Source organism: Pantoea sp. K16 (assembly GCF_048452805.1).
Classification (GTDB): Bacteria; Pseudomonadota; Gammaproteobacteria; order Enterobacterales; family Enterobacteriaceae; genus Pantoea; species Pantoea agglomerans.
This window is the reverse complement of record NZ_JBLWNV010000019.1, coordinates 1-26,000: the sequence shown is the minus strand read 5'-3', so window position 1 is coordinate 26,000 and position 26,000 is coordinate 1. Positions and strand designations below refer to the sequence as shown.

Below are 26,000 nucleotides of genomic sequence, written 5' to 3'. Positions count from 1 at the left end.
ATTTTTACACAAGCAGCCTTTCAGCCTCTCTTCCCCCGATTCCCGTTATTCCTTACTGCATAATAAATCGCTAAATTTCAGCGGATTAAATAATTCCGCACGGTGCATATCCATTCCGTCGTTGCACCAGCACGGGGCTTTTCAGCAACATGCCATTTCCGTTAACCCACTGACTTCACACTAAAAAAACCCTAATACGCCGCTGGCCCTGATGATTAATTCTTATGCTGAATCATTTCTGCATTTAAAAAATAAACAAATGTTTAATTCAGATGCGAGAATGTTATATTCAGATGACAAAGCATAACGTGCAGTTAACGCGTTATTACCGCTTTAACCCTATACCTGAGACTTAACCTTTGAGAAATAGCGCAACGCGCTCGTAAGAAGCGTGACTATTTCGCCTGCAAAACTGTTGGGCTTCAGGTCAACAGAAGAGGAGATGTCGCCTCATGTGCAATTCAGCTGTAAACCTTGCGCTCGCGATGAGTGCCATGGCAAAGGACACCACTATTACCGCGCAGGAGCGCAAAGACGTTGACGTGCTGCTGATTGGCGCAGGTGTGATGAGCGCCACCCTCGGCGCGTGGCTGCAGGATTTAGAGCCGGACTGGTCCATCGAAATGGTGGAGCGGCTGGATAGCGTGGCCGAAGAGTCGTCCAACGGCTGGAATAACGCGGGCACCGGTCATGCGGCGCTGGCAGAGCTGAACTATACGCCTCAGCAGGCGGATGGCAGCATCGACATCTCTAAAGCGGTAACGATCAACGAATCGTTCCAGATTTCCCGCCAGTTCTGGGCTTATCAGGTTCAGAAAGGCAACCTGCGCAACCCTAAAAGCTTTATTCATAGCACGCCGCACATGAGCTTTGTCTGGGGTGACGACAATGTCGACTTCCTGCGCAAGCGCTTTAAGGCGCTGCAGAAAAGTACCCTGTTCCGTGGCATGGCCTACTCCGAAGATCCGCAGCAGATTGCCCGCTGGATCCCGCTGGTGATGAATGGCCGTGACCGCAGCCAGAAAGTGGCCGCGACCTGGACGGAGATGGGCACCGATGTGAACTTCGGTGAAATCACCCGTCAGCTGATCGCCTCATTAGAGAAGAGAGCGAATTTCCAGCTGCGTCTGCGCCAGGAAGTGCGTGAGCTGAAGCAGCTCGCCGACGGTCGCTGGCAGGTGACGCTGCAGTGTCTGAACAGCGGCACGCGTCGCACACTGACGGCGGGTAGAATATTTATCGGTGCTGGCGGCGCAGCGTTACCGCTGTTGCAGAAGGCTGGCATCCCGGAAGCCAACGGTTACGCTGGCTTCCCGGTGGGCGGTTCATTCCTGGTAACGGAAAATCCGCAGGTCGTCGCGCAGCACATGGCCAAGGTCTATGGCAAAGCCAGCGTCGGTGCGCCACCGATGTCCGTGCCGCACGTCGACACCCGCGTGCTGGATGGCAAGCAGGTGCTGCTGTTTGGCCCGTTCGCCACCTTCTCGACTAAGTTCCTGAAGCAGGGTTCGCTGATGGATATGTTCACCTCACTGAACAGCAGCAATATGCTGCCGATGGTGAAAGTGGGGCTGAAAAGTTTTGATCTGGTGAAATACCTGATGGATCAGGTGCTGCAAAGCGATCGCGACCGGATGGACGCCCTGCGCGCCTATGTGCCGCAGGCGAAGCAGGAGGACTGGCGCTTAGTGACTGCCGGTCAGCGTGTGCAGATCATCAAGAAAGATGAGAAAGAGGGCGCCGTGTTACGCCTGGGCACCGAAGTGGTCGCCTCACAGGATGGCTCGATTTCAGCACTGCTGGGTGCATCGCCTGGCGCCTCTACGGCGGCACCGATCATGCTGGAGCTGCTGCACAAGGTTTGTCCTGAGCAGATGGCTTCGCCGGAATGGCAGAACAAAATCCGTGCGGTGATCCCATCCTGGGGACGTAAGCTGAACGGCGACGTAGCGCTGACAGAGAAAGTGTTAGCCGAAACCAGCCGGATTCTGCAGCTCGACTATTCGCCGGTTACCCCGATGGCGGCAAACGATGAAGGACGGGAAACCGCGTTCGTCGTCGGCAAATAATTCAGCGCCATTGATAAAAAGGCTCCGCACTGCGGGGCCTTTTTTATTGGTTGGTTACCTGGTCGATCCGGGCATTCTCTATTAGGGTTAAGGCATCTTTTAGCTGCACGATCAGGAGGAAACTGCATGTCTTACTCCCCTGCTTCACCGGAATTCACGCTGCTCGACCGCTACTGGCGGGCAGCAAACTACCTCTCCGTCGGACAAATTTACCTGATGGATAACCCGCTGTTGCGTGAGCCACTCAGGCCTGAACACATTAAACCGCGTCTGCTGGGTCACTGGGGCACTACGCCAGGCCTGAATTTTATCTATGCCCACCTCAACCGCGTTATCCGGAAGCAAAACCTGGATATGATCTACATCTGCGGACCAGGACATGGCGGCCCCGGCATGGTGGCGAATACCTGGCTTGAGGGCAGCTACAGCGAGATTTATCCGCACATCACGCAGGATGCGGCGGGAATGCAGCGTCTGTTCAAACAGTTCTCCTTTCCGGGGGGCATTCCCAGTCACGCGGCACCGGAAACGCCTGGCTCGATTAATGAAGGCGGTGAGCTGGGCTATTCGCTTTCCCATGCGTTTGGCGCGGCCTTCGATAATCCCGAACTGGTTGTACCCTGCGTGATTGGCGACGGCGAAGCGGAGACCGGTCCACTGGCCTCCAGCTGGCACGGCATTAAATTCCTGAATCCTGAACGTGACGGCGCGGTCCTGCCGATTCTGCATCTCAATGGCTACAAAATCGCCAACCCGACGCTGCTGGGTCGCAGCAGCGATGAAGATTTGCACCAGTTGTTCAGTGGCTACGGCTATGAGCCGCTGTTCGTCTGCGGGCATGAGCCTGAAAAAATGCATCCGCTGATGGCGGAGGCGCTGGATAGTGCCTTCAGTAAAATCGCCGCTTATCAGCGCGAGGCGCGCCAGGGCAAAGCCACCACCGGGGTGCCGCGCTGGCCGATGATTATTCTTCGCAGTCCCAAAGGCTGGACCGGCCCCAAAACGGTCGACGGAAAGAAAGTGGAGGATTTCTGGCGGGCGCATCAGGTGCCGGTCGCGGCCTGTCGTGAAGATGAAAGTCATCGCCAGATCCTTGAGACGTGGATGCGGAGTTATCAGCCAGACGACCTGTTTGATGAACAGGGTCGCTTAAAGCCGGAACTGCAGGCGCTGGCACCGGAAGGTGATAAACGCATGGGGTCATCGCCTTATGCCAATGGTGGCCTGTTGCGCCGTGAGCTGGATGCGCCTGAACTCGCGGAGTTTGCCTGCGATGTCAGCGAGCCAGGCGCCCAGATGGCGCAGGCCACTGAGCATCTGGGCCGCTATCTCAGCGTGCTGTTCCAGCGCAACCGCGATAATTTCCGCCTGTTTGGCCCGGATGAAACCGCCTCTAACCGCCTGACGCCGGTCTTCGACGTGACCAGCCGTACCTGGCTGGAACGAACAGAGCCTTACGATGAGCAGCTGGCGCGTGATGGCCGGGTGATGGAAATTCTCAGTGAGCATCAGTGTCAGGGCTGGCTTGAGGGCTATCTGCTGACCGGCCGCCACGGGCTGTTTAACTGTTATGAAGCTTTTATCCACATCGTCGATTCGATGTTTAACCAGCACGCCAAGTGGCTGAAAGTGTCGCGTAAACTGGGCTGGCGTAAGCCGATCTCGTCGCTGAACTATCTGCTCTCTTCGCACGTCTGGCGACAGGATCACAATGGCTATAGCCATCAGGATCCTGGCTTTATCGATCACGTTGCCAATAAAAAAGCGGACATTGTGCGCATCTATCTGCCGCCCGATGCCAATACGCTGCTGTGGGTTGGCGATCACTGCCTGCGCACCTGGGACCGCATCAATGTGATTGTGGCGGGCAAGCAGCCTGCGCCGCAGTGGCTGGATATGGCGAGTGCGGTAACCCATTGTGAAGCGGGCATGGGCGAGTGGCGCTGGGCGGGCACCACCCCAGAGCATGAGGAGCCGGATGTGGTGATGGCCTGTGCCGGTGATGTGCCGACCATGGAGACGATGGCGGCGGTGGATCTGCTGCGCGGTATGCTGCCCGAACTGCGTATCCGCGTGGTGAACGTGGTCGATCTGCTGGCGCTGCAGCCGCAGGATCAGCATCCGCATGGCAAGTCTGATGCGGAATTCGACGCGCTGTTTACCCAGGATAAACCGGTGATTTTCGCCTTCCACGGTTATCCAACGCTGATACATCGCCTGACCTATTCGCGAACCAACCACCGCAACTTCCATGTTCGCGGCTTCAATGAAGAGGGAACCACCACCACGCCATTTGATATGACGGTGCTGAACGAGCTTGACCGCTATCATCTGGCGCAGGAGGCGATTCTGCGCGTGCCGGGCCTGGCCGATGCGCATCCTGAGCTGCTGGACGATCTGCAGGAGCGCATCGCTGAACATCATCGCTATGTGCGAGAACACGGTGAAGATGTGCCGGAGGTGCAGAACTGGAAATGGCCGTCGGCCACAGCACCTGGTGCACCCGATTAAGCGGCCAGCAAGGCGTCGGTCAGCATCCAGATGGTAGTCGCCACCAGCGACAGCGCCATCAGGCTGTTGAATAACTGACGCTTCCAGGCAATCTGCAGATGGCTGCGCAGGCGATCGCCCAGCGCAGCCCAGATCAGAATGCAGGGCAGGTTCAGCAGCATAAAGCCGATCATCACCGTCAGCACGCCGCTGCTGGCGCTGTACAACAGCGCCACATTGGTCGCCATCAGCCAGGCTTTGGGATTGATCGCCTGGAAACAGGCTCCGCCCAGCAGCGTCATGGGCTGCGGCTTGCTGCGCACTTCAGGTGCTGCCGCACGGAAAATCTTCCACGAGAGCCACAACAGATAGGCACAGCCTGCCAGCGTCAGCGGCAGGCGAATCGCCGCCATCCAGTGCAGTAAGACCTCCAGTGCGACGCCGGCGATCACCGTTTGCAGCGCACAACCTACCAGTATGCCAAACACCATCGGCAGCGTGCGGCGCATGCCGAAATTGACGCCTGAGGTCGCCAGCAGCAGATTGTTCGGGCCTGGCGTAATCGACATGACGGTAACGTAACTGAAGAAAGAGGGATCGAGCATGGTGACTCTCCTGAAAACAGACAGAGTTCTATGCTAAGGCGGCAAAAGGGATGGTAACAGTGACAAAAAATCACTATTGTTATGGTTACAATTCCCGTTAACAGCAATTGTACCCATCCAATCCGGAGGCTACTGTGTCCCTTGCTCCTACTTCCGATCAGCCGCTCTATCAGCAGCTGGCAGACAGCTTCGCTGAGGCTATCCATCAGGGCACGCTGAAACCCGGCAAACGTCTGCCGGCGATCCGCCGCGTCGCCCAGTCACATCAGGTCAGCGTCAATACGGTACTGAATGCCTGGCAGTTACTGGAAGATCGCGGGCTGATTGAGGCGCGTCCCCAGTCGGGCTATTACGTGCGCGGCGTGTTGCCCGCCGTGACCCGCCATGGTCAGCATAAAACCCGGGTACGCGACCCCAGCAGCAGCAAGCTCGACCTGATCGATAAGGTATTTGCGGCGCAGAACCATCCCGACTACATCAATATTTCCCTGGCCTGTCCCCAGGATAGCGAGCTGTTTCCTGCGGCGCGTATTGCCCGGATTACCGCCTCACTGCTGCGCCGTCATCCGAACATGATTGGGCGCTATGCGCTTCCGCCCGGTAGTGAGCGCTTACGGGAGGAGATTGCGCGACGGGCGCTGCACGCCGGACAGACGCTCACCGCCGATGAGATCACTCTTACTCACGGCTGCATGGAGGCGCTTCAGCTGGCGCTGCGGGCGGTCACGCAGCCCGGCGACTGCGTCGGACTGGAGTCGCCGACCTACTTTTTCCTCTTCCCGCTGCTGGCTTCACTGGGCCTTAAGGCGCTGGAAATTCCCACCGATCCGCAGCATGGGCTGTCGCTGGATGCGCTGGAGATGCTGCTTCAGGAGCAGCGAATTAAGGCGCTGATTGCGATGCCGAGCGCGCAGAACCCGCTGGGCTGCGGCATGTCGCTGGAGAACAAGAAGCGGCTGGCGAAGTTAGTGAATACTTACCACGTTCCGCTGATAGAAGATGGGCTGTATGACGAGTTACAGTTCGACTGGCCGCTCTCGCCCGCGGTAAAAGCCTTTGATCGCGACGGCTGGGTGATCTACTGCACCAGCTTCACCAAAACCGTGGCGCCCGATTTCCGTATTGGCTGGACCGCCGCTGGCCGTTTTCATGATGCGATTGCCCGACTGAAAGCGGTGTCGTCGATGGCAGAATCCGCCCTGCTCTCTGAAACGCTGGCGGAGTTTCTTGCTTCCGGCGGTTATGACCACCATCTGCGCACGCTGCGCCGTCGCTACGCGGCCAACCTGGATGAGGCGCGGGGGCTGATCGCCCGCTACTTCCCGGAGGGCACCCGCGCGACGCTGCCGCGCGGTGGCTTCGTCTTCTGGGTCGAGTTACCGGGCGGCGTAAATACCACCGAGATGTTTGATCGGCTGCTGCAGGAGCAGATTTGCGTCACGCCCGGCGCGCTCTATTCGCTGAGCGAGCGCTACAACCATGCACTGCGCCTCTCCTGCTGCTATCCGTTTGATGCGCGCTATAGCTGGGCGATCAGACGCGCGGGCGAAATCGCCTGTGAACTGGCGGGAGTATCCTGCGGCGAGGCTCAGGGTGTGCCGTTGCGACCCCAGACGGTATAGCCGTGGCGTTCAGTCAGGCGTTCGTAATAGGTGCGTACCGCCGGATAATCAGGGTGTTCGAGCGGCGTTTCAAACCAGCGGTTCACCGCCAGACCAATCGGAATGTCTGCCAGCGTGAAATTACGTCCGGCAACGTAGCGACCGGTTTTTTCCAGCTGCTGATTGAGAATGCTCATGGTGTGTGCCCAGCCTTTGCTGGCCGCGGCCAGCAGACGTGGATCCTGATGAGCCGGTGAATTTCGCACCAGCGACATAAATGCGTAGCGCCATGAGGTGTTGAGTTCAGTGGACTGCCAGTCCATCCACTGATCGACAGGCGCACGCGTTTGCGGATGATGAGGATAGAGCCACTCGCCGCCATAGGCATTCGCCAGATAGCGCAGGATGGCGTTGGATTCCCACATCACAAAGTCATCATCTTTCAGTACCGGCACCATCGCATTGGGGTTGAGTGCCATGAATTCGGGCAGATGCGTTGAGCGGAATCCGTCGCCCCACTCTTCGCGCTGATAATCAAGGTCAAGCTCGTCACACAGCCATAATACTTTGCGCACGTTGATTGAGGAGGCGCGTCCCAGGATCGTTAGCATTCACAGTCTCCGGTAAAATCTTTAACTTATTGATAACGCTGTTAGCTGTTATAAGCAATCATCCGGCAGAGAAAAGGCCGCACTGAACCCAATCGCAAGGAGTCACTATGAAGGTCGCGTTTAAGCAAGTCGATGTGTTTACCTCAGCAGCCTTTAATGGCAATCCGCTGGCGGTGATTATGGATGCTCAGGGGTTGAGCGACAGCCAGCTGGCGGCGATTGCCCGCTGGACTAACCTGTCGGAAACCACCTTTGTGCTGCCGCCACAACATGAAGAGGCGGACTACCGGGTGCGTATTTTTACCGTTGAAGGCGAACTGCCGTTTGCCGGTCACCCGACGCTGGGCACCGCACACGCGCTGCTGGAGGCGGGCTGGCCAACCCGTACGCCGGGTGAAATCGTGCAGGAGTGCGGCGTCGGTAACGTGACGGTGAAGATTAATGAGACGGGCGGACTGGCCTTTGCCGCGCCAGCTGCCACCCTGATGCCATGGCAGGATGCGCTGATGGGTAACGCCTTAAACAGCGATGCATTCGATCTGACGCAAAGCCCGACCGTGGTGGATATGGGTATCCGCTGGCTGCTGGTGCCGATGGTCAGCGCCGAGGCCGTGCTGGCGCTGCAGCCCAATGTCAGCGATTTGCAGCGCCTGATTAAACATGCGGGTGTCTCGGGCGTGATGCCTTTTGGCCGTTTGCCCTCGGGCGAGCATGAACAGTATGAAGTGCGTGGCCTGCTGGTGGAAAATGGCAGCCTGACCGAAGATCCGGTGACCGGCAGCGCCAACGCCTGTCTGGCGCGGTATTTTGCAGCCGCAGGCCATACCACCTCCTATCGCGTGCGTCAGGGTACTGCCCTGCAGCGTGCCGGTCGGGTGAACGTAACCTTTAATGGTGAAACCATCTGGATTGGCGGTAATACCGTTACCGTTATCGATGGCACCATTACGCTGTAAAAGGCGGCGGCGACGTCGCGGGGTGCTTTCCGCGACGCCACCAGCGGTTAAATCCCCTGCCCGCCTGAGGCTTCAATACGCTGAGCGGTGATCCAGCCGGTTTCGTCACTGAGGATCGCGCTGATGGCGTCGCCGATATCATCCGGCAGTCCGACCCGGCCCAGCGCCGTCAGCCCGGCAATCTGATGGTTAATCTCGGGGGTATCGCGCACCCGGCCACCGCCAAAGTCGGTCTCTATCGCGCCAGGTGCCAGGATATTAACGCGAATGCGCCGTTCGCCCAGCTCCTTCGCCTGATAGCGCGTCAGTACCTCCATCGCCCCTTTCATTGACGCATAGGTCGAGGAGCCAGGATAGATCAGCCGGGTCAGACCGCTGGAGATATTCAGGATGCGGCCACCGTCGTTGATCAGCGGCAGCAGCTTCTGGGTCAGGAAGTAAGGCCCTTTGAAATGCACATTAACCAGCGCATCAAATTCCGCCTCGGTGGTGTCGGTAAACGGCTTGTAGTGTCCGTGTCCGGCGTTGTTCACTAAATAGTCAAAGCGCTCACGCTGCCACTGCTGTTGCAGTGCCTCTTTCACCTGGCCGACAAAACGATCGAACTGACCGGTTTCGCCGACGTCCAGCGCCAGCGCCACTGCACGCCGTCCCAGCGCCTCAATCTCCTTCACCACCGTCTGTGCCTCATCGGCATGGCTGCGGTAAGTCAGGATAATGTCTGTCCCCCTGGCCGCCAGTTTTAACGCGCCATTGCGGCCTAAACCGCGGTTTGCACCGGTAATTAACGCCACTTTCTGATTCATCTCTCGCACCTGTTGAAAAATTGAACACAGGTTAAGGATATTCGCGAATTATTGATCTATAAACAGTGTTAAATGCGCATCACTGTTTCAATAAAAACAACAATCGGTGAACAACATGGACAAAATTCACGCAATGCAGGTGTTTGTGCGGGTGGCCGAAATGGGCAGTTTTACCCGCGCGGCAGAGAGTTTAGGTGTCCCTAAAGGCAGCGTTTCGCGACAGATACAGGCGCTGGAGAATCAAATGGCAACACGTTTGCTGCATCGCACCACGCGCCGGGTGCAACTAACCCAGGACGGGTTGGTCTATTACGATCGCTGTCTGGATTTATTGTCGATGATTGACGATATGGACAGCCTGTTCCAGCACGAGCCTGCCTCGCTCAGCGGTAAACTCCGGATTGATATGTCTGTGGCCATGGCCACCAGTTTTATCCTGCCACGGCTGCCGGAATTTTTGCAGCACTACCCCGGCGTAGAGATTGAGCTGAGCAGCAGCGACCGTCAGGTGGATGTGATCCGGGAAGGGTTTGACTGCGTAATCCGCGTCGGTGAGCTCAAAGATTCTGGCCTGATTGCGCGAAAAATTGGTACCCATACCTTGATCAACTGCGCCAGCCCTGGCTACCTTTCGCGTTTCGGCATGCCGATCCGGCTGGAAGAGCTGTCGCAGCATGCGATGGTGCATTACAGCCAGCAACTGGGTCAGGCTTCACCGGGTTTTGAATATTTTGATGGCAGGCAGTGTCACTATGTTCACACCGGCGGTGTGGTCACCGTGAACAGCACCGAAACCTATCGCGCCGCCTGTCTGGCGGGGTTAGGCATTATTCAGGTGCCTGCCGCCGGGATTCAGACATTACTGGAAAGAGGCGAGCTGGTAGAAGTGCTGCATCGCTTTCCCGCCAGACCGATGCCGATCCACCTGCTCTATCCGCACCGGCGCAATGTGGCACGTCGCGTGCGGGTTTTTATGGAGTGGCTGAGTCAGGTGTTACAAGAGTACGTCACCTGAGCGGCTATACTTTGATTTTAATGATAAACAGGACAGTGAAGGTCTATGACAGACAAGCAGGAAAACCCGCAGGATACGCAGCCGCAAAAGCCGCTTATCGATATTAAAACCGGCAACGAGACGGTTGATCATTCGATTGTGCGCGTGTCGCGTTTTGCCGCCTGGTTTCAGGCGATCCCGGCAGTGGCGCATTTTATTCGCGCCCTTGACCGCTTTAATGATCGGCTCGGCAGCCAGTTTGGCGCGGCCATTACCTATTTCTCTTTTTTATCGCTGATCCCCATTCTGATGGTGTCGTTTGCCGCCGTGGGTTTTGTGCTGGCATCGAACCAGGATCTGCTGACCGATATCATCAACAAAATCGTCAGCAGCATCAGCGACCCGACGCTGGCAACCACGCTGAAGAATACGGTAAATACCGCCATTCAGCAGCGTGCCACCGTGGGTATTACCGGTTTACTGCTGGCGCTCTACTCCGGTCTTAACTGGATGGGTAACCTGCGCGAAGCGATTCGTGCCCAGTCGCGCGACGTGTGGGAACGCAAACCGGATGACAAAGAGAAGATCTGGAAGCGTTATATTCGCGATTTCCTGTCGCTGACCGGTCTGATGCTGGCGCTGGTGATTACGCTGTCGCTGACCTCGGTAGCCGGTTCGGCGCAGGCACTGATCGTCAGCGCACTGGGGCTGGATGGCATCGACTGGTTACGGCCCGCCCTGACCATTATTGCCACCTCGATTTCCGTTATGGCTAACTATCTGCTGTTCCTGTGGATTTTCTGGATCCTGCCGCGTCATAAGCCGCGTAAGAAAGCACTGTTCCGCGGCACGCTGCTGGCGGCAATCGGTTTTGAGGTGATCAAGTTTGTGATGACGCTAACGCTGCCGAAGCTGGCGACCTCGCCTTCCGGTGCGGCCTTTGGTTCCGTGCTTGGCCTGATGGCGTTTTTCTACTTCTTCGCCCGTCTGACGCTGTTCTGTGCGGCGTGGATCGCCACCGCCAAATATAAAGACGACCCACAAATGCCTGAAGCGGGCAGCGCGTCACGACACAAATCATCGTAATCCGTTAACAACAGCGGAAAATATCACCCCTCGGCTATTTTTTAACCAGATAACAGGATGAATAGCTGAGGGGTCACTTTTATTTAGCCCTTTCGTAGAGTATCCCGCCAGATATCATCCGGATTACCCCGGTATCACCCGACATTCGTCGCACCTCAGAAATTATCCTCTTTTTGCCAGCTGAAGCCAGACGCGGCGCGGGTTTTCATCATTGAATGCGCTCTGGCAGATGCGTAAGATTCTTTGTCTGTATTTACAAATAAGAAACAGTTATGCAAGCCTCCCTCACAGACACGCTCGACAAACAGCAGGATCCCACGCCGGTTAACTCACGCAGTAAAGTGGTGATTGCCTCGCTGGTCGGAACGGCCATCGAGTTCTTCGACTTTTATATTTATGCCACTGCTGCGGTGATTGTTTTCCCGCACATTTTCTTCCCGCAGGGTGATGCCACGGTCGCGACGCTACAGTCGCTGGCCACCTTTGCTATCGCCTTTATCGCGCGTCCGATTGGCTCCGCCGTGTTTGGTCACTTTGGCGATCGCGTGGGTCGCAAAGCCACGCTGGTTGCCTCGCTGCTGACCATGGGGATCTCCACCGTGGTGATTGGTCTGCTGCCCGGCTATGAAACCATCGGCGTGATGGCTCCGTTGCTGCTGGCGCTGGCGCGCTTTGGTCAGGGACTGGGACTGGGTGGTGAATGGGGTGGCGCAGCGCTGCTGGCGACGGAAAATGCCCCGGCGAAGAAGCGTGCGCTTTACGGTTCCTTCCCTCAGCTGGGTGCGCCGATTGGCTTTTTCTTCGCTAACGGCACTTTTCTGCTGCTTTCGTGGCTGCTGACCGACGAGCAGTTTATGCAGTGGGGCTGGCGCGTGCCGTTTATTCTCTCCGCCGTGCTGGTGCTGATTGGCCTTTATGTGCGCGTTTCGCTGCATGAGAGTCCGGTGTTTGCCAAAGTACAGAAAGAGAAGAAGCAGGTTCGGGTGCCCATTGCGGCGCTGCTGAGCAAGCATCTGACTGCCACCATTCTCGGCACCTTTATCATGCTGGCGACCTATACGCTGTTCTATATCATGACCGTCTATTCGATGAGCTACGGCACCACGGCAGCACCGGCCGGTCTGGGTATTCCGCGTAATAGTATGTTGTGGATGCTGATGCTGGCGGTGATTGGCTTTGGAGTGATGGTGCCGATTGCCGGTTTGCTGGCTGACCGTTTTGGTCGCCGCAAGACGATGATTACCATTACGCTGATGATTATCGCGTTTTCGTTCCTGTTCCCGGCGATGCTCGGTTCCGGATCGCAGGCGCTGGTGATGGCGTTCCTGTTGCTGGGTCTGAGCATTATGGGCCTGACCTTTGGTCCGATGGGCGCCCTGCTGCCGGAGCTGTTTCCGACCGAAGTGCGTTATACCGGCGCATCGTTCTCTTATAACCTCTCATCGATTCTGGGTGCCTCTGTTGCGCCTTATATCGCGACCTGGCTGAATGCGCATTATGGTTTGCAGGCGGTGGGACTTTATCTGGCGTCGATGGCCGTGCTGACGCTGATTGCATTGCTCGCCTGTAAAGAGACGCGTAATCAGACGCTGTATGACGTTTAATCCGGCTGGATGAAGGTCAGTGAAAACCCGGCGGCTGCCGGGTTTTTTTATGGAGCAGGCTCACAGAGTACAACCGCTCTGAAGGGCTAAACAATATCAGGCGACAGGCTCAGGGAGCATACGCCTTAAGTGGGTTAGCTGTCTGTTTGAAAAAACCGGACCTCGCTGAAAGGCGTATTGATACTGGCAGCAATAAAGAAGCTTAAGGGCACAGGGAATACGGTCAGAAGAGGAAAGCGTCCCGCGCCAGGGACAAAAACGCCGGGAGCGTTTTTGAACAACGCAAAGCGTTGGCCCGGAAACGGGCGCACCTCAGGGATGAGGTGCGTAATCGCGCGGGCCGAGCGGCCAGGGATTGGCTTAAGCGCCTTTCCGATCTGACCGTGTTGCCTGTGCAGGCACGGTCTCACAGCAGTGCAGGCACTAACTTACAATCGGCCTTGCCTGGTATGGTTCATCAACAAAAAACCCCGGCAAGCCGGGGTTTGTTTTGCTAAAAACTGTGATGACGGTAATTAGCCCGCCACAGCGATACGCTTCATGTCGGTCATGTAGCCACGCAGCTTACGGCCAACGGTTTCAATCGGATGCTGGCGAACCGCTTCGTTAACGTCACGCAGCTGCGCGTTATCAACCTGCGTGCCTTCTACCGCTTTACCCAGATCGCCTGGCTGCAGCGTGGTCATGAACTCTTTCAGCAGCGGCACCGCGGCGAAGGAGAACAGGTAGTTACCATATTCGGCGGTATCGGAGATCACCACGTTCATTTCATACAGGCGCTTACGGGCGATGGTGTTCGCGATCAGCGGCAGCTCATGCAGTGATTCGTAGTAAGCAGACTCTTCAATGATGCCGGCGTCTACCATGGTTTCAAACGCCAGCTCAACGCCCGCTTTAACCATCGCAACCATCACCACACCTTTGTCGTAGTACTCCTGCTCTTCGATTTTGCCTTCATACTGTGAGGCGGTTTCGAACGCGGTCTGGCCGGTCTCTTCACGCCAGGTCAGCAGGTTTTTATCATCGTTAGCCCAGTCCGCCATCATGCCGGAAGAGAATTCGCCGGAGATGATGTCATCCATATGTTTCTGGAACAGCGGTGCCATGATGGTTTTCAGCTGCTCTGACAGCGCATAAGCGCGCAGTTTAGCCGGGTTAGAGAGGCGATCCATCATCAGTGTGATGCCGCCAAACTTCAGTGATTCGGTGATGGTTTCCCAGCCGAACTGGATCAGTTTTTCTGCGTAAGCCGGGTCAGTGCCTTCAGCCACCAGCTTGTCGAAGCAGAGCAGTGAACCAGCCTGCAACATGCCGCACAGGATAGTCTGCTCACCCATCAGGTCAGATTTCACTTCAGCAACGAAAGAGGACTCCAGCACGCCAGCACGATCGCCGCCAGTTGCTGCTGCCCAGGCTTTGGCAATCGCCATGCCTTCGCCTTTTGGATCGTTTTCCGGGTGAACCGCGATCAGCGTCGGTACACCAAAGCCACGTTTGTACTCTTCACGAACTTCTGTACCCGGACACTTCGGTGCCACCATGACCACGGTGATATCTTTGCGGATGCTTTCGCCCACTTCAACGATGTTGAAACCGTGCGAGTAGCCCAGCGCAGCGCCATCTTTCATCAGCGGCTGAACAGCCTGAACTACAGCGGAGTGCTGCTTGTCTGGCGTCAGGTTTACCACCAGGTCAGCCTGCGGGATCAGTTCTTCGTAGGTGCCCACTTTGAAACCGTTATCGGTCGCTTTGCGCCATGAAGGGCGTTTTTCCGCAATTGCTTCAGCACGCAGTGCATAGGCCACATCCAGACCGGAATCACGCATGTTCAGACCCTGATTCAGGCCCTGCGCACCACAGCCAACGATAACGACTTTTTTGCCTTTCAGGAAACTGGCACCATCCGCGAATTCATCGCGCGCCATGAAACGGCATTTACCTAATTGCGCCAGCTGGTTGCGCAGGTTCAATGTGTTGAAATAGTTAGCCATGGGTACTCCGGTAAGGTTGTGTTTGCTTTTTTTGTTCAGGAACGGCGTGTCATGCAGCGCCGCGAATGACCCCATCATATGACAGGAATTCTGTTGCTTAAATTGATATATTAACAACGTCACATTGCAATAAATGCAACACCACCCAGAGGCGACGCGCACATGGATTTACGGGATCTGAAACTGTTTCTTCATCTGGCAGAAAGCTGCCACTTCGGGCGCACTGCGCGTGCTATGCACGTCAGCCCTTCCACGCTGTCACGCCAGATCCAGCGGCTTGAAGAAGATGTCGGCCATGCGCTGTTTCTGCGCGATAACCGCACCGTGACGCTGACAGAAGCGGGCGAACGGCTGCGCCAGTTTGCCCAGCAGACGCTGTTGCAGTATCAGCAACTGCGCCATGTGATGGATCTTAACGGTCCGTCGCTCAGCGGCGAGCTGCGCCTGTTCTGTTCGGTGACGGCGGCCTACAGTCATCTGCCGCCCATCCTGGACCGCTTTCGCGCTGAACATCCGCAGGTCGAAATCAAACTGGATACCGGCGATGCCGCGGATGCGGTGGAAAAAGTGCACTCCGGCGATGCCGATCTGGCCATTGCCGGCCGTCCTGAAACGCTGCCCGCCAGCATTGATTTTATGCCACTGGGGCTGATCCCGCTGGTGCTGATCGCGCCTGCACTGCCCTGTGCCGTTCGTACTCAGGCAACACAGCCGCAGCCCGACTGGTCAAAAATTCCGTTTATCCTGCCGGTGCAGGGACCGGCACGGCGACGTATCGATCTCTGGTTCCGCCGCCAGCGCATCCCGAATCCGGTGATTTACGCCACGGTCTCGGGGCATGAGGCGATTGTTTCGATGGTGGCGCTGGGCTGCGGTATCGCACTTTTACCGGATGTGGTGCTGGAAAACAGCCCGGATCCGGTGCGTAACCGCGTGCTGCTACTGGAGAATATTGACTCGGTTGCGCCGTTCGAACTCGGCATCTGCGTGCAAAAAAAGCGGCTCGGAGAGCCGCTGATCAGTGCTTTCTGGAGCCAGCTGTAATCAGCTGCCTGACAGGAAGAAGCGGAATGCCGGGTTCTGGCTTTCGTCATGAAAGTCGTAACCCAGATCGGTGAGATGCTCTTCGAAGCGTGGCTCATCGCTGCCAAGTTCAAAAGCGGCCAGCACACGGCCATAATCGGTGCCGTGGCTGCGATAATGAAACAGCGAGATATTCCAGTGGGTGCCCAGCGTTTGCAGGAACTTCAGCAACGCGCCGGGTGCCTCCGGGAATTCAAAGCTGAAGAGGCGTTCACGCAGTGGTTTAGAAGGACGTCCACCCACCATGTAACGCACGTGCAGTTTCGCCATCTCATCATCCGAGAGATCGACCACCTGATAACCGCCGCTGGTGAGCTCGCTGATGATCTCGCTGCGCTCTTCCACGCCGCGCGTCAGTCGTACGCCAACAAAGATGCAGGCTTTGTCCGCATCGGCGTAGCGGTAGTTGAACTCGGTAATCGACCGTCCACCCAGCGTCTGGCAGAAACGCAGGAAACTGCCCTGCTGTTCCGGGATCGTTACGGCCAGCAGCGCTTCACGCTGTTCGCCCAGCTCGCAGCGCTCAGAAACGTAGCGCAGGCCGTGGAAATTGACGTTGGCCCCGGATAACACATGCGCCAGCCGCTCGCCTTTGATCCCGTGCTGCTGGATATACTTTTTCATGCCCGCCAGCGCCAGCGCGCCAGAGGGCTCCGCCACAGCACGGACATCTTCAAACAGATCTTTCATTGCGGCACAAATGGCATCGCTGTCGACGGTGATGATGTCATCGATGTATTCCTGACAGAGCCGGAAGGTTTCGCTGCCAATCCGTTTCACCGCCACCCCTTCGGCAAACAGCCCGACGCGCGGCAGATCGACCGGATGCCCCGCCTCCAGCGCTGCTTTCAGGCAGGCTGAATCTTCTGACTCCACCGCAATCACTTTGATTTGCGGCATCAGCTGCTTGATCAGCACCGCGACGCCGGCTGCCAGACCTCCACCGCCAACCGGGACAAAGACCCGGTCGAGATGCGCATCCTGTTGCAGCAGCTCCATCGCCAGCGTGCCCTGTCCGGCAATGACGGCCGGATGGTCAAACGGCGGCACGAAGGTGTAGCCGCGCTGTTCTGAGAGTTCTATCGCTTTGGCTTTCGCCTCGTCAAAGTTGGCTCCGAACAGGAAAGCCTCACCGCCAAATGCGCGCACCGCATCAACCTTGATGTCTGCCGTCGCCAGCGGCATCACAATCAGTGATTTGATGCCCAGCTTAGTGGCAGAGAGCGCCACGCCCTGCGCATGGTTACCGGCTGACGCCGTTACCACGCCGCGCGCTTTCTGCTCTTCGTTCAGACCGGCAATCATCGCGTAGGCACCGCGCACCTTGAAACTGTGCACCGGCTGACGATCTTCCCGCTTCACCAGAATGGTGTTGCCAAGACGCGATGAGATTTTTTCCATAACCTGCAGCGGCGTCACCTGTGCCACTTCATACACCGGTGAACGCAACACTGCGCGCAAATACTCGGCGCCACAAGGCGCCTCGGGTAGCGGTTGAGACTCGGCCATTGTTAGCCTCCCAGCTTGCTCTTATCGCGGACGGCGCCTTTGTCAGCACTGGTCGCGAGTAATGCGTAGGCACGCAGCGCAAAGGAGACTTCACGCTGACGATTGACCGGCGTATACGCCGCATCGCCACGTGCCTGCTGCTCTTCACGACGGGCGTGCAGTTCGTTATCCGGTACGGCGAGTTTGATACCGCGGTTAGGGATATCGATTTCGATGGTGTCGCCATCTTTGACCAGCGCAATGGTGCCGCCGTTGGCTGCTTCAGGCGAGGCGTGACCGATAGAGAGGCCCGACGTACCGCCAGAGAAACGGCCATCAGTGATCAGCGCGCAGCTTTTGCCCAGCCCCATCGATTTCAGATAAGTGGTCGGATAGAGCATCTCCTGCATGCCTGGCCCGCCTTTTGGGCCTTCGTAGCGAATGACGACCACATCGCCCGCGACAACTTTGCCGCCCAGAATCGCTTCAACGGCGTCATCCTGGCTTTCATAGACTTTGGCCGGACCGGTGAAGGTCAGGATCTCTTTGTCTACGCCCGCAGTTTTTACGATACAGCCATCTTCCGCGATGTTGCCGTAGAGCACGGCCAGACCGCCATCCTGCGAGTAAGCGTTTTCACGGGTACGGATACAGCCTTCGGCACGGTCATCATCCAGCGTGTCCCAGCGGCAGTTCTGTGAGAACGCCTGAGTGGTACGAATACCCGCCGGACCCGCGCGGAACATATCTTTTACCGCCTGATCTTTGGTCAGCATGATGTCGTACTGATCCAGCGTTTCACGCATGGTCTGCTGCAGGATATTACGGGCGCTGCTGTCGAACAGGCCGGCACGATCCAGCTCGCCGAGAATGGCGAAGACGCCACCCGCGCGATGCACATCTTCCATGTGGTATTTCGGAGTACTTGGCGCCACTTTACAGAGCTGAGGCACTTTGCGTGACAGGCGATCGATGTCGGAGATATTAAAGTCGATATCGCCTTCCTGTGCGGCTGCCAGCAGGTGGAGCACGGTGTTGGTGGAACCGCCCATGGCGATATCCAGCATCATGGCATTCTCAAAAGCGGCCTTGTTCGCGATGTTACGCGGCAGCATGTTGACATCATCCTGCTCGTAATAGCGCTTGGTCAGGCTTACGATGCGCTTACCGGCATTGATGAACAGCTCTTTGCGATCGGCGTGCGTAGCCAGCAGTGAACCGTTGCCAGGCTGCGACAGACCGAGTGCTTCAGTCAGGCAGTTCATCGAGTTGGCGGTGAACATACCGGAGCAGGAGCCGCAGGTCGGACAGGCAGAGCGTTCGATCTGCTCACTGTCGGCATCGCTGACGTTAGGGTTGGCACCCTGAATCATCGCATCTACCAGATCCAGCTTGATGATCTGGTCAGAAAGCTTGGTTTTACCCGCTTCCATCGGTCCGCCTGAAACGAAGATCACCGGAATATTGAGGCGCAATGACGCCATCAGCATACCCGGGGTGATTTTGTCGCAGTTAGAGATGCAGACCATGGCGTCGGCACAGTGGGCGTTGACCATGTACTCGACCGAGTCAGCAATCAGCTCACGCGACGGCAGTGAATACAGCATGCCGCCATGACCCATGGCAATACCGTCATCCACCGCAATGGTGTTGAACTCTTTAGCCACACCGCCTGCCGCTTCGATCTGCTCGGCGACAAGTTTACCAAGATCACGCAGGTGAACGTGGCCCGGCACAAATTGGGTGAATGAGTTAACCACAGCGATAATCGGCTTGCCGAAATCGTCGTCGGTCATTCCTGTCGCGCGCCATAAGGCACGGGCACCCGCCATATTGCGGCCGTGGGTGGTGGTGGCGGAACGGTACTTAGGCATACTCTATTTACTCCAGTAAGAATAAGCTCGCGGACGTCAGATGACGCCCGCGCTGTATCTGATTATGGGTTAACCGGATCTAACCAGCCCCATTTGTCTTCGGTTTCGCCGGTGAACAGGCCAAAGAAGGCCTCCTGGATGCGTTTGGTCACCGGGCCACGTTTGCCTTCGCCAACCTGAATGCGGTCAACGCTGCGCACCGGTGTAATTTCTGCCGCGGTGCCAGACATAAAGACTTCGTCAGCCAGATAGAGAGATTCACGCGACAGGGTCTGCTCACGCACTTCAATGCCCATATCGCGCGCCAGCGTGATGATGGCATCGCGGGTGATGCCCGGCAGTGCTGAAGAGGTAAATGGCGGGGTAAAGAGCACGCCATCTTTAACTTCAAACAGGTTTTCGCCTGCACCTTCTGAGATCAGGCCATTAGTATCCAGCGCAATCCCTTCCTGATAGCCGTGACGACGGGCTTCGCTGCCCACCAGCAGTGAGGAGAGGTAGTTACCGCCCGCTTTAGCGGCGGTTGGCAGGGTGTTCGGTGCTACGCGGTTCCATGAGGAGACCATGGCATCGATGCCGTTCTCCAGGGCTTCAGCGCCCAGGTATGCGCCCCACGGGAACGCCGCAATGATCACGTCGGTGGTGAAGCCATCTGGCGGGTTCACGCCCAGGCCCACATCGCCGACAAAGGCCAGCGGACGGATATAAGCACTTTTCAGTTTGTTCACGCGGATGACTTCGCGGCACGCTTCCATCAGCTCATCAACGCTGCTTTTAATCGGGAAGCGATAGATTTTGGCGGAGTCGTGCAGACGTTGCATGTGTTCGCGATGGCGGAACACAACCGGTCCTTTGTGAGAGTCGTAGCAGCGCACGCCTTCAAATACCGACGTACCGTAGTGCAACGCGTGGGACATGACGCTGACCTTCGCCTCTTCCCACTTAACCATCTCGCCATTGAACCAAATAAAGTCTGCTTTCTTCGTGCTCATTGTTATTCCCTCTCGCGGCTAAGCGCGGATTTGTTGTGTTGTCTGTTGTTGAATCTGAACGCATGCAACGTCGATCAATTTGCTTAACTGCGAAGACAGTAAATCGACGGAACGCTGACTGGCAACGGTCATTTCAATATTAATGTTTTCTGCGTTGGCGACTGAGGCCATGTTCATAGAACAGACCTGAAAACCGCGGTGACGCACTACGCGTAAAATGCGCTCCAATATTTCAGGGCGGAAACGGGCTTCGATAGACAATTGATGCTGGTTCATACAGTTTTCTCCATCATGTTTGCATTGCTGGCACCCGGCGGTACCAGTGGCCAGACGTTTTCATGCTCATCAATTGCAACATGCAGGAAGTAAGGACCTTCGCTGTTCAGCAGAGCATCAAGGGCGGCGTCGACCTGATCTTTACGGGTAATGCGCTGGCCGGGAATATTGAAAGCGCTGGCCAGCGTGAGGAAGTCGGGGTTGTCGGACAGATTGGTTTCACTGTAGCGGCCATCGAAAAACAGCTGCTGCCACTGACGCACCATGCCCAGACGCTGGTTATCCAGCAGCACGATTTTGACCGGCAGCTTGCCGCGCTTGATGGTACCCAACTCCTGGATGTTCATCATGATGGAGCCATCGCCCGAGACACAGATAACCGTATCTTCCGGGCGTGCAACCTGCGCACCGATGGCGGCGGGTAAACCAAAGCCCATGGTGCCTAAGCCGCTGGAGGTGATGAAGTTCTCCGGCGCGCTGAATGCCATGTGTTGCGCCGTCCACATCTGGTGCTGACCGACGTCGGTGGTCACTACGGTATTGGCTGGTTTGCGATCGGAAAGCTGCTTCAGCAACAGCGGTGCATAGATCGCTTCGCCCGGATGGTCGTAGCGCCATGGGTGACTGGCCTTAAGCACTTTCATCTCATCGCGCCAGGCGTTGATATGCAGAGGCTGACTCAGGGCGGGCAGCAGTTCGTTGAGATCACCCTGCAGAGAGACGTGTGCACGACGTAATTTGTTTAACTCAGCGGGATCGATATCGAGATGAATCACGCTGGCATGGGGGGCAAAGGTGTCCAGCTTGCCGGTCACGCGGTCATCGAAACGGGCACCGACCGCAATCAGTAAGTCACAACTCTGCACCGCCAGGTTGGCAGCTTTAGTACCGTGCATCCCCAGCATGCCGAGATACACCTCGCTGTGGGGGTCTACGCTGCCCAGCCCCTTTAAGGTGGCCACTGCCGGGATGCCGGTCTCTTCTGCCAGCGCGCGCAGTGCCGGAACAGCCTGTGCCAGGCCAACGCCTCCACCAACATAGAGCATTGGTTTTCTGGCCTGCGCCATCAGTGCGCGTGCTTCCTGAATCGCCTGATGCGGCAGCGCGCTTCCCTCTTCTACCGGAACCAGATGCGGGGCAGGTTCTCCCTGCGCAATCTGAATATCTTTAGGAATGTCCACCAGTACCGGACCCGGACGGCCCGACTGCGCCAGCGCAAAGGCTTCTGCCATGATGGCGGGCAGCTCATCTAACGATTCGACCAGGAAGCTGTGTTTGGTGCAGGCCAGCGATAAGCCCAGCACGTCGATTTCCTGAAAGGCGTCGGTGCCGATGAAGGCCGAGGTGACCTGACCGGTTACTGCCACGACCGGAACCGAATCCATCATGGCATCTGCCAGGCCGGTAATCAGGTTAGTTGCGCCAGGGCCAGAGGTGGCGATACAGACGCCGGTTTTGCCGGTTGAGCGCGCATAACCGATCGCCGCCATCACAGCGCCCTGCTCGTGGCGACACAGTAGGTGTTCCACGCCGCCGTCGTAGAGCGCGTCGTATACCGGCATGATTGCGCCGCCAGGGTAACCGAATACGGTATCAACACCCTGCGCGCGTAAAGCCTGAACTACCCACTGTGCACCTGTCATCGCTATTCTCCTGTGTCCTGACCGGAACAACAGAATTTTATGCTACTGTTCATTGTTTGTTCCTTGTGGATTTACTGATATTTCCTCTGGTCGAAAAAAAACCCCCGGACCTTTCGGTGCGGGGGTTTTTTCGGATTCGAGGCTTGATTTCTAAGCCTTTCTTTCTCCAAGCGTTGCCCCGCACGGTAGGTTAATAACCACCACCACGCTAATCACGACCAGGCTAATCACTTGTAGAAGGGCTTTCATGTGTTGTTCAATTCTTTCGCTTGTTCGAAGTAATGCCTACAGAGTTATCATAGTCAGGGGGCATGACACAACTTTTTTTACAGAGTTTTTTTAGCGCCTGGCGCTAAATCGCGGTCTATCAATTTGTAATACAAGAAATAATTACATGATGATAATTATTCATCACTTTACTGACGTAATAATTTTTTGGTGAATTTGCGCGCAGACACGCAGCGTTTTAACAGGTTGTGAAAAAACTTCTGATAGGTTGTGCAATGACCCGAATAGTGCTGATGATGCCCTGGCTTTCCTTTGATGCTGTCACCAGACTGACGGTAACAAGGAGCGAGTATGTCATTGTCAAAAGTTCTGACCCGGGCAGCGCTGGGAGTGGAAGCCCCGCTGGTGACCATCGAGGCACACATCAGTAACGGACTGCCTGCGTTAACGCTGGTGGGGCTGCCTGAAACCACGGTGAAAGAGGCGCGTGAGCGGGTACGCAGCGCCATTATCAACAGCGGTTTTGCCTTCCCGGCAAAACGCGTCACCATCAATCTGGCACCCGCAGATTTACCCAAAGAGGGCGGGCGGTATGACTTACCCATGGCGATTGCCATTCTGGTGGCCTCTGAGCAGCTTCCTGCCGACAAGCTGACGCACTATGAGTTTCTGGGTGAGCTGGCACTCGACGGTGCACTGTGCGGTGTACAGGGCGCGATTCCAGCGGCCATGGTAGCCATTCAGGCTGGACGACAGCTGGTCCTCTCCGCTGAGAATCAGTGTGATGCCGGGCTAATCCGTCAGGGCTCGTCGCTGGTTGCCTCTCACCTCAGCGAAGTGTGCGCCTTTCTGCGCAATGAACTTACATTACCGACAGCCCAATATCCTGAGCATCAGGGCGATGCACCTGCTGACAATCTCGCTGATATCATTGGTCAGGAACAGGGACGCAGAGCACTGGAGATCACTGCGGCTGGCGGGCACAACCTGTTGCTGATCGGGCCCCCTGGCACCGGTAAAACCATGCTCGCTACCCGGTTGCCCGGCATCATGCCCTCTTTAAGCGATCAGGAAGCACTGGAGTGCGCGGCAATCGCCAGCCTGGTGAACAGCAATACCCTGCATCGACAGTGGCGCACCCGGCCTTTCAGATCACCTCACCACAGCGCCTCTCTCTATGCTCTGATTGGCGGCGGCTCACTGCCACGGCCCGGTGAGATCTCACTGGCGCATAACGGCGTGCTGTTTCTGGATGAATTACCGGAATTTGATCGCAAGGTGCTGGACTCCCTGCGCGAACCATTAGAGTCGGGCGTCATCGCTATTTCACGCGCCCGGGCGAAAGTTACCTATCCGGCACGGTTTCAGCTGATTGCTGCAATGAATCCAAGTCCAACCGGACACTATCAGGGACAGCATAACCGCTGCTCACCGCAGCAGGTGCTGCGTTACCTCAGTAAGCTATCCGGCCCTTTTCTTGATCGTTTTGATCTTTCGCTGGAGGTGCCGCTACTTCCCAGCGGCATTCTCAGCGGTCAGCGCGCCAGGGCGGAAGCATCTGAGCAGGTTCGTCATCGGGTGGTCGCAGCGCGTGACATTCAGTTGGCTCGTGCAGGAAAAATAAATGCGCATTTAAACAATGCAGAGATTATGCGCTGGTGTCAGCCGGCTAAAGAGGATGCGGAGTGGCTGGAGTCAGTGCTGGAGAAGCTGGGTTTATCTGTACGGGCATGGCAGCGGATTTTAAAAGTGGCCCGCACCCTGGCCGATCTGGCTGGGGAAACAGACATCACCCGGCATCATCTGCAGGAAGCTGTCAGCTATCGCACGATAGATCGATTAATGATCCATCTGCATAACAGCCTGCAATAAAAAAGGGGCTTTCGCCCCTTCTCTGTTAATCGTCGCTGTCGGTGAAGTCTTCAACGGTGTCCATCTGCGGTTTACCGCCAGACAGCGTATGAAAACGTTTAGGACGCTTAATGCGGGTCATATACTTAGACCATACACGTTCAGCTTCCGTTTGCGGCTCACGCACGCCACGACACACTTCAATAAACAAACGTTCTTCTTCGGTTGCAGGCTCACGCTTTGATAAATCCAGCTCATTAAAGGCAAAACCGTGGCGTTCAAGAAGCTGAGCTTCTTTAATAGTAAAGTCACCGTGGCGTGAGAAACCACGCGGGTAATGTTTGTTATCAAAGAAACGATTCTCTGTTGAGAAGCTTTCCGCCATGTTACACGCTCCTGATTTTCTAATGCCGTGCTGTTAATGGCGCGGAGTATTAGATAGGCTTGACAGAGTGTAAAACAAAACATTTAAATCTATACGACAAACATTTTTTGGGAGAACGCTGTGGATACGGAATTACTGAAAACTTTCCTGGAAGTGAGCAGAACTCGCCATTTCGGGCGTGCTGCAGAAGCACTTTACCTCACGCAATCTGCTGTCAGTTTTCGCATCCGTCAGTTAGAGAATCAGCTTGGCGTTAACCTTTTTACACGGCATCGCAATAACATACGTCTGACGGCGGCCGGAGAGCGACTGCTCCCCTATGCTGAAAGCCTGATGAGCACCTGGATGATGGCGAAGAAGGAGGTCTCTCACACTCAGCAGCACCATGAGCTTTCAATAGGTGCCAGTGCATCACTATGGGAGGCTTATCTGACGCCATGGCTACAGACGCTCTACGAGAATCGGGAGAGCCTGCACTTAGAAGCGCGCGTGGCACAGCGACATCTGCTGGTTAAGCAACTCCATGAGCGCCAGCTGGATCTGCTGATCACCACTGAAGCGCCTAAGATGGATGAGTTAACCAGTCAGCAGATTGGTCATATTTCACTGGCGCTTTTCTGCGCCCGGCAGAGCGAGAAGCGTGAAAAATATGATTATATCAAGCTGGAATGGGGAGCAGATTTTCATCAGCATCAGAGCTATCTCTCCGGGGCTGATGATGTACCGGTACTGACCACCACGTCGGCACATGTCACCCGTGAACTGCTGCATACCACCGGAGCGTGCGCATTTCTGCCGGACTTCTGGCAGAGTGTGTACAGTGAGTTGATGGTGATTCCGGATACGCCCGTCGCCGTTCGTCCGCTCTATGCTGTCTGGTTGCAGAACAGCGATCAGCAGGCACATATCCGCCAGTTACTTAAATTCCCGATTCTGGTCAGGCAAAACAGCTGAATTTGCAGGCAGGACAGTTAGCAGGGAAGATCAGAGGCCAGTTAGATTTAGCTGGTTTTTCTTTTTTGCTTTTTTAAAGGCAAAAAAAAATCCTTTGCCGAAGCAAAGGATCGTTTTCTGGCAGGGGCGGAGGGACTCGAACCCCCAACACCCGGTTTTGGAGACCGGTGCTCTACCAATTGAACTACGCCCCTAATAGGGTGGCGGAACGGACGGGGCTCGAACCCGCGACCCCCTGCGTGACAGGCAGGTATTCTAACCAACTGAACTACCGCTCCACCGATTCTTTCACAGCTGTCAGCAACTGGCTGATAGCCGTCTGTTCCTGTTATTTTCCTTGTCAGGGGAAAAGGAACGAATTTAATGCCTGGCAGTTCCCTACTCTCGCATGGGGAGACCCCACACTACCATCG

At 56.3% G+C, this 26,000-nt stretch carries 21 protein-coding genes and 2 tRNA genes; 10 read left to right on the top strand and 13 right to left on the bottom strand.

Annotated elements, in window-relative coordinates; translation table 11 throughout:
* Positions 1-452 precede the first annotated feature (452 nt).
* Complete coding sequence (gene mqo, locus ACK13D_RS20535; RefSeq protein WP_089414961.1) at positions 453-2,069, top strand: malate dehydrogenase (quinone); 1,617 nt, start codon at positions 453-455, stop codon at positions 2,067-2,069.
* Positions 2,070-2,195: 126 nt separating this feature from the next.
* Positions 2,196-4,580 (top strand): phosphoketolase family protein, encoded by a 2,385-nt coding sequence (locus ACK13D_RS20530; protein ID WP_346449836.1) that lies wholly within the window; start codon positions 2,196-2,198, stop codon positions 4,578-4,580.
* Here the strand turns inward: ACK13D_RS20530 and ACK13D_RS20525 are convergent.
* Positions 4,577-5,164 carry a LysE family translocator gene (locus ACK13D_RS20525; RefSeq protein ID WP_031593770.1) on the bottom strand — a complete coding sequence of 196 codons (588 nt, stop codon included), beginning with the start codon at positions 5,162-5,164 and terminating at the stop codon, positions 4,577-4,579. The genes ACK13D_RS20530 and ACK13D_RS20525 overlap by 4 nt on opposite strands.
* Before the next feature lie 134 nt (positions 5,165-5,298).
* Between ACK13D_RS20525 and ACK13D_RS20520 the strand changes: the two genes are divergently transcribed.
* Complete coding sequence (locus ACK13D_RS20520; RefSeq protein ID WP_022623956.1) at positions 5,299-6,786, top strand: aminotransferase-like domain-containing protein; 1,488 nt, start codon at positions 5,299-5,301, stop codon at positions 6,784-6,786.
* Here ACK13D_RS20520 and ACK13D_RS20515 read toward each other — a convergent pair.
* A complete protein-coding gene (locus ACK13D_RS20515; RefSeq protein ID WP_010253536.1) occupies positions 6,753-7,376 on the bottom strand; it encodes a glutathione S-transferase family protein in 624 nt (207 codons plus the stop codon). The two genes, ACK13D_RS20520 and ACK13D_RS20515, sit on opposite strands and share 34 nt — an antisense overlap.
* Positions 7,377-7,483: 107 nt before the next feature.
* Here ACK13D_RS20515 and ACK13D_RS20510 point away from each other — a divergent pair, with 107 nt between their 5' ends.
* On the top strand, positions 7,484-8,332 hold the full coding sequence (locus ACK13D_RS20510; RefSeq protein ID WP_010253539.1) for a PhzF family phenazine biosynthesis protein: 849 nt from the start codon (positions 7,484-7,486) through the stop codon (positions 8,330-8,332).
* 47 nt (positions 8,333-8,379) lie between these two features.
* Here the strand turns inward: ACK13D_RS20510 and ACK13D_RS20505 are convergent, their stop codons facing one another.
* On the bottom strand, positions 8,380-9,138 hold the full coding sequence (locus ACK13D_RS20505) for an SDR family NAD(P)-dependent oxidoreductase (RefSeq protein WP_010671464.1): 759 nt from the start codon (positions 9,136-9,138) through the stop codon (positions 8,380-8,382).
* Between the two features lie 115 nt (positions 9,139-9,253).
* Between ACK13D_RS20505 and ACK13D_RS20500 the strand changes: the two genes are divergently transcribed.
* The 3 genes from ACK13D_RS20500 to ACK13D_RS20490 all read left to right on the top strand — a co-directional run bounded on the left by ACK13D_RS20500 (position 9,254) and on the right by ACK13D_RS20490 (position 12,822).
* On the top strand, positions 9,254-10,153 hold the full coding sequence (locus ACK13D_RS20500) for a LysR family transcriptional regulator (protein WP_010253546.1): 900 nt from the start codon (positions 9,254-9,256) through the stop codon (positions 10,151-10,153).
* 45 nt (positions 10,154-10,198) lie between these two features.
* Positions 10,199-11,218 carry an inner membrane protein YhjD gene (gene yhjD / locus ACK13D_RS20495; RefSeq protein ID WP_182500855.1) on the top strand — a complete coding sequence of 340 codons (1,020 nt, stop codon included), beginning with the start codon at positions 10,199-10,201 and terminating at the stop codon, positions 11,216-11,218.
* A gap of 272 nt (positions 11,219-11,490) precedes the next feature.
* A complete protein-coding gene (locus ACK13D_RS20490) occupies positions 11,491-12,822 on the top strand; it encodes an MFS transporter (RefSeq protein WP_010671462.1) in 1,332 nt (443 codons plus the stop codon).
* A 515-nt stretch (positions 12,823-13,337) separates the two neighbouring features.
* Here ACK13D_RS20490 and ilvC read toward each other — a convergent pair.
* Entirely contained in the window at positions 13,338-14,813 is a 1,476-nt protein-coding gene (gene ilvC / locus ACK13D_RS20485; protein WP_010253551.1) for a ketol-acid reductoisomerase, read from the bottom strand.
* Positions 14,814-14,975: 162 nt separating this feature from the next.
* Here ilvC and ilvY point away from each other — a divergent pair, with 162 nt between their 5' ends.
* Entirely contained in the window at positions 14,976-15,857 is an 882-nt protein-coding gene (ilvY, locus tag ACK13D_RS20480; protein ID WP_008926355.1) for an HTH-type transcriptional activator IlvY, read from the top strand.
* Here ilvY and ilvA read toward each other — a convergent pair whose 3' ends face one another.
* The 6 genes from ilvA to ilvL all read right to left on the bottom strand — a co-directional run bounded on the left by ilvA (position 15,858) and on the right by ilvL (position 22,418).
* Positions 15,858-17,405, bottom strand: coding sequence for a threonine ammonia-lyase, biosynthetic (ilvA, locus tag ACK13D_RS20475; RefSeq protein ID WP_031593765.1), 1,548 nt, complete (start codon positions 17,403-17,405; stop codon positions 15,858-15,860).
* Between the two features lie 2 nt (positions 17,406-17,407).
* Entirely contained in the window at positions 17,408-19,258 is a 1,851-nt protein-coding gene (ilvD, locus tag ACK13D_RS20470; protein ID WP_010253556.1) for a dihydroxy-acid dehydratase, read from the bottom strand.
* Positions 19,259-19,320: 62 nt separating this feature from the next.
* Complete coding sequence (locus ACK13D_RS20465; RefSeq protein WP_010253558.1) at positions 19,321-20,250, bottom strand: branched-chain amino acid transaminase; 930 nt, start codon at positions 20,248-20,250, stop codon at positions 19,321-19,323.
* A gap of 18 nt (positions 20,251-20,268) precedes the next feature.
* On the bottom strand, positions 20,269-20,526 hold the full coding sequence (gene ilvM / locus ACK13D_RS20460; RefSeq protein ID WP_008926359.1) for an acetolactate synthase 2 small subunit: 258 nt from the start codon (positions 20,524-20,526) through the stop codon (positions 20,269-20,271).
* Positions 20,523-22,169 (bottom strand): acetolactate synthase 2 catalytic subunit, encoded by a 1,647-nt coding sequence (gene ilvG, locus ACK13D_RS20455; protein WP_033780904.1) that lies wholly within the window; start codon positions 22,167-22,169, stop codon positions 20,523-20,525. Before ilvG ends, ilvM begins: the two co-directional genes overlap by 4 nt.
* A gap of 150 nt (positions 22,170-22,319) precedes the next feature.
* Positions 22,320-22,418, bottom strand: a complete 99-nt coding sequence (gene ilvL / locus ACK13D_RS20450; RefSeq protein ID WP_072101316.1) for an ilv operon leader peptide — start codon at positions 22,416-22,418, stop codon at positions 22,320-22,322.
* A 330-nt stretch (positions 22,419-22,748) separates the two neighbouring features.
* Here ilvL and ACK13D_RS20445 point away from each other — a divergent pair, with 330 nt between their 5' ends.
* Positions 22,749-24,269 carry a YifB family Mg chelatase-like AAA ATPase gene (locus ACK13D_RS20445; protein ID WP_418797006.1) on the top strand — a complete coding sequence of 507 codons (1,521 nt, stop codon included), beginning with the start codon at positions 22,749-22,751 and terminating at the stop codon, positions 24,267-24,269.
* A 25-nt stretch (positions 24,270-24,294) separates the two neighbouring features.
* Here the strand turns inward: ACK13D_RS20445 and ACK13D_RS20440 are convergent, their stop codons facing one another.
* Complete coding sequence (locus ACK13D_RS20440) at positions 24,295-24,633, bottom strand: DUF413 domain-containing protein (protein ID WP_010253568.1); 339 nt, start codon at positions 24,631-24,633, stop codon at positions 24,295-24,297.
* 120 nt (positions 24,634-24,753) lie between these two features.
* On the opposite strand from ACK13D_RS20440, the gene hdfR reads away from it, so the two are divergent.
* Entirely contained in the window at positions 24,754-25,587 is an 834-nt protein-coding gene (gene hdfR, locus ACK13D_RS20435) for an HTH-type transcriptional regulator HdfR (protein WP_010253571.1), read from the top strand.
* Positions 25,588-25,705: 118 nt separating this feature from the next.
* Here hdfR and ACK13D_RS20430 read toward each other — a convergent pair.
* Both ACK13D_RS20430 and ACK13D_RS20425 read right to left on the bottom strand, forming a co-directional pair.
* Positions 25,706-25,781: transfer RNA gene (locus ACK13D_RS20430), tRNA-Trp, on the bottom strand.
* A 7-nt stretch (positions 25,782-25,788) separates the two neighbouring features.
* Positions 25,789-25,865: transfer RNA gene (locus ACK13D_RS20425), tRNA-Asp, on the bottom strand.
* Between the last annotated feature and the right edge of the window lie 135 nt (positions 25,866-26,000).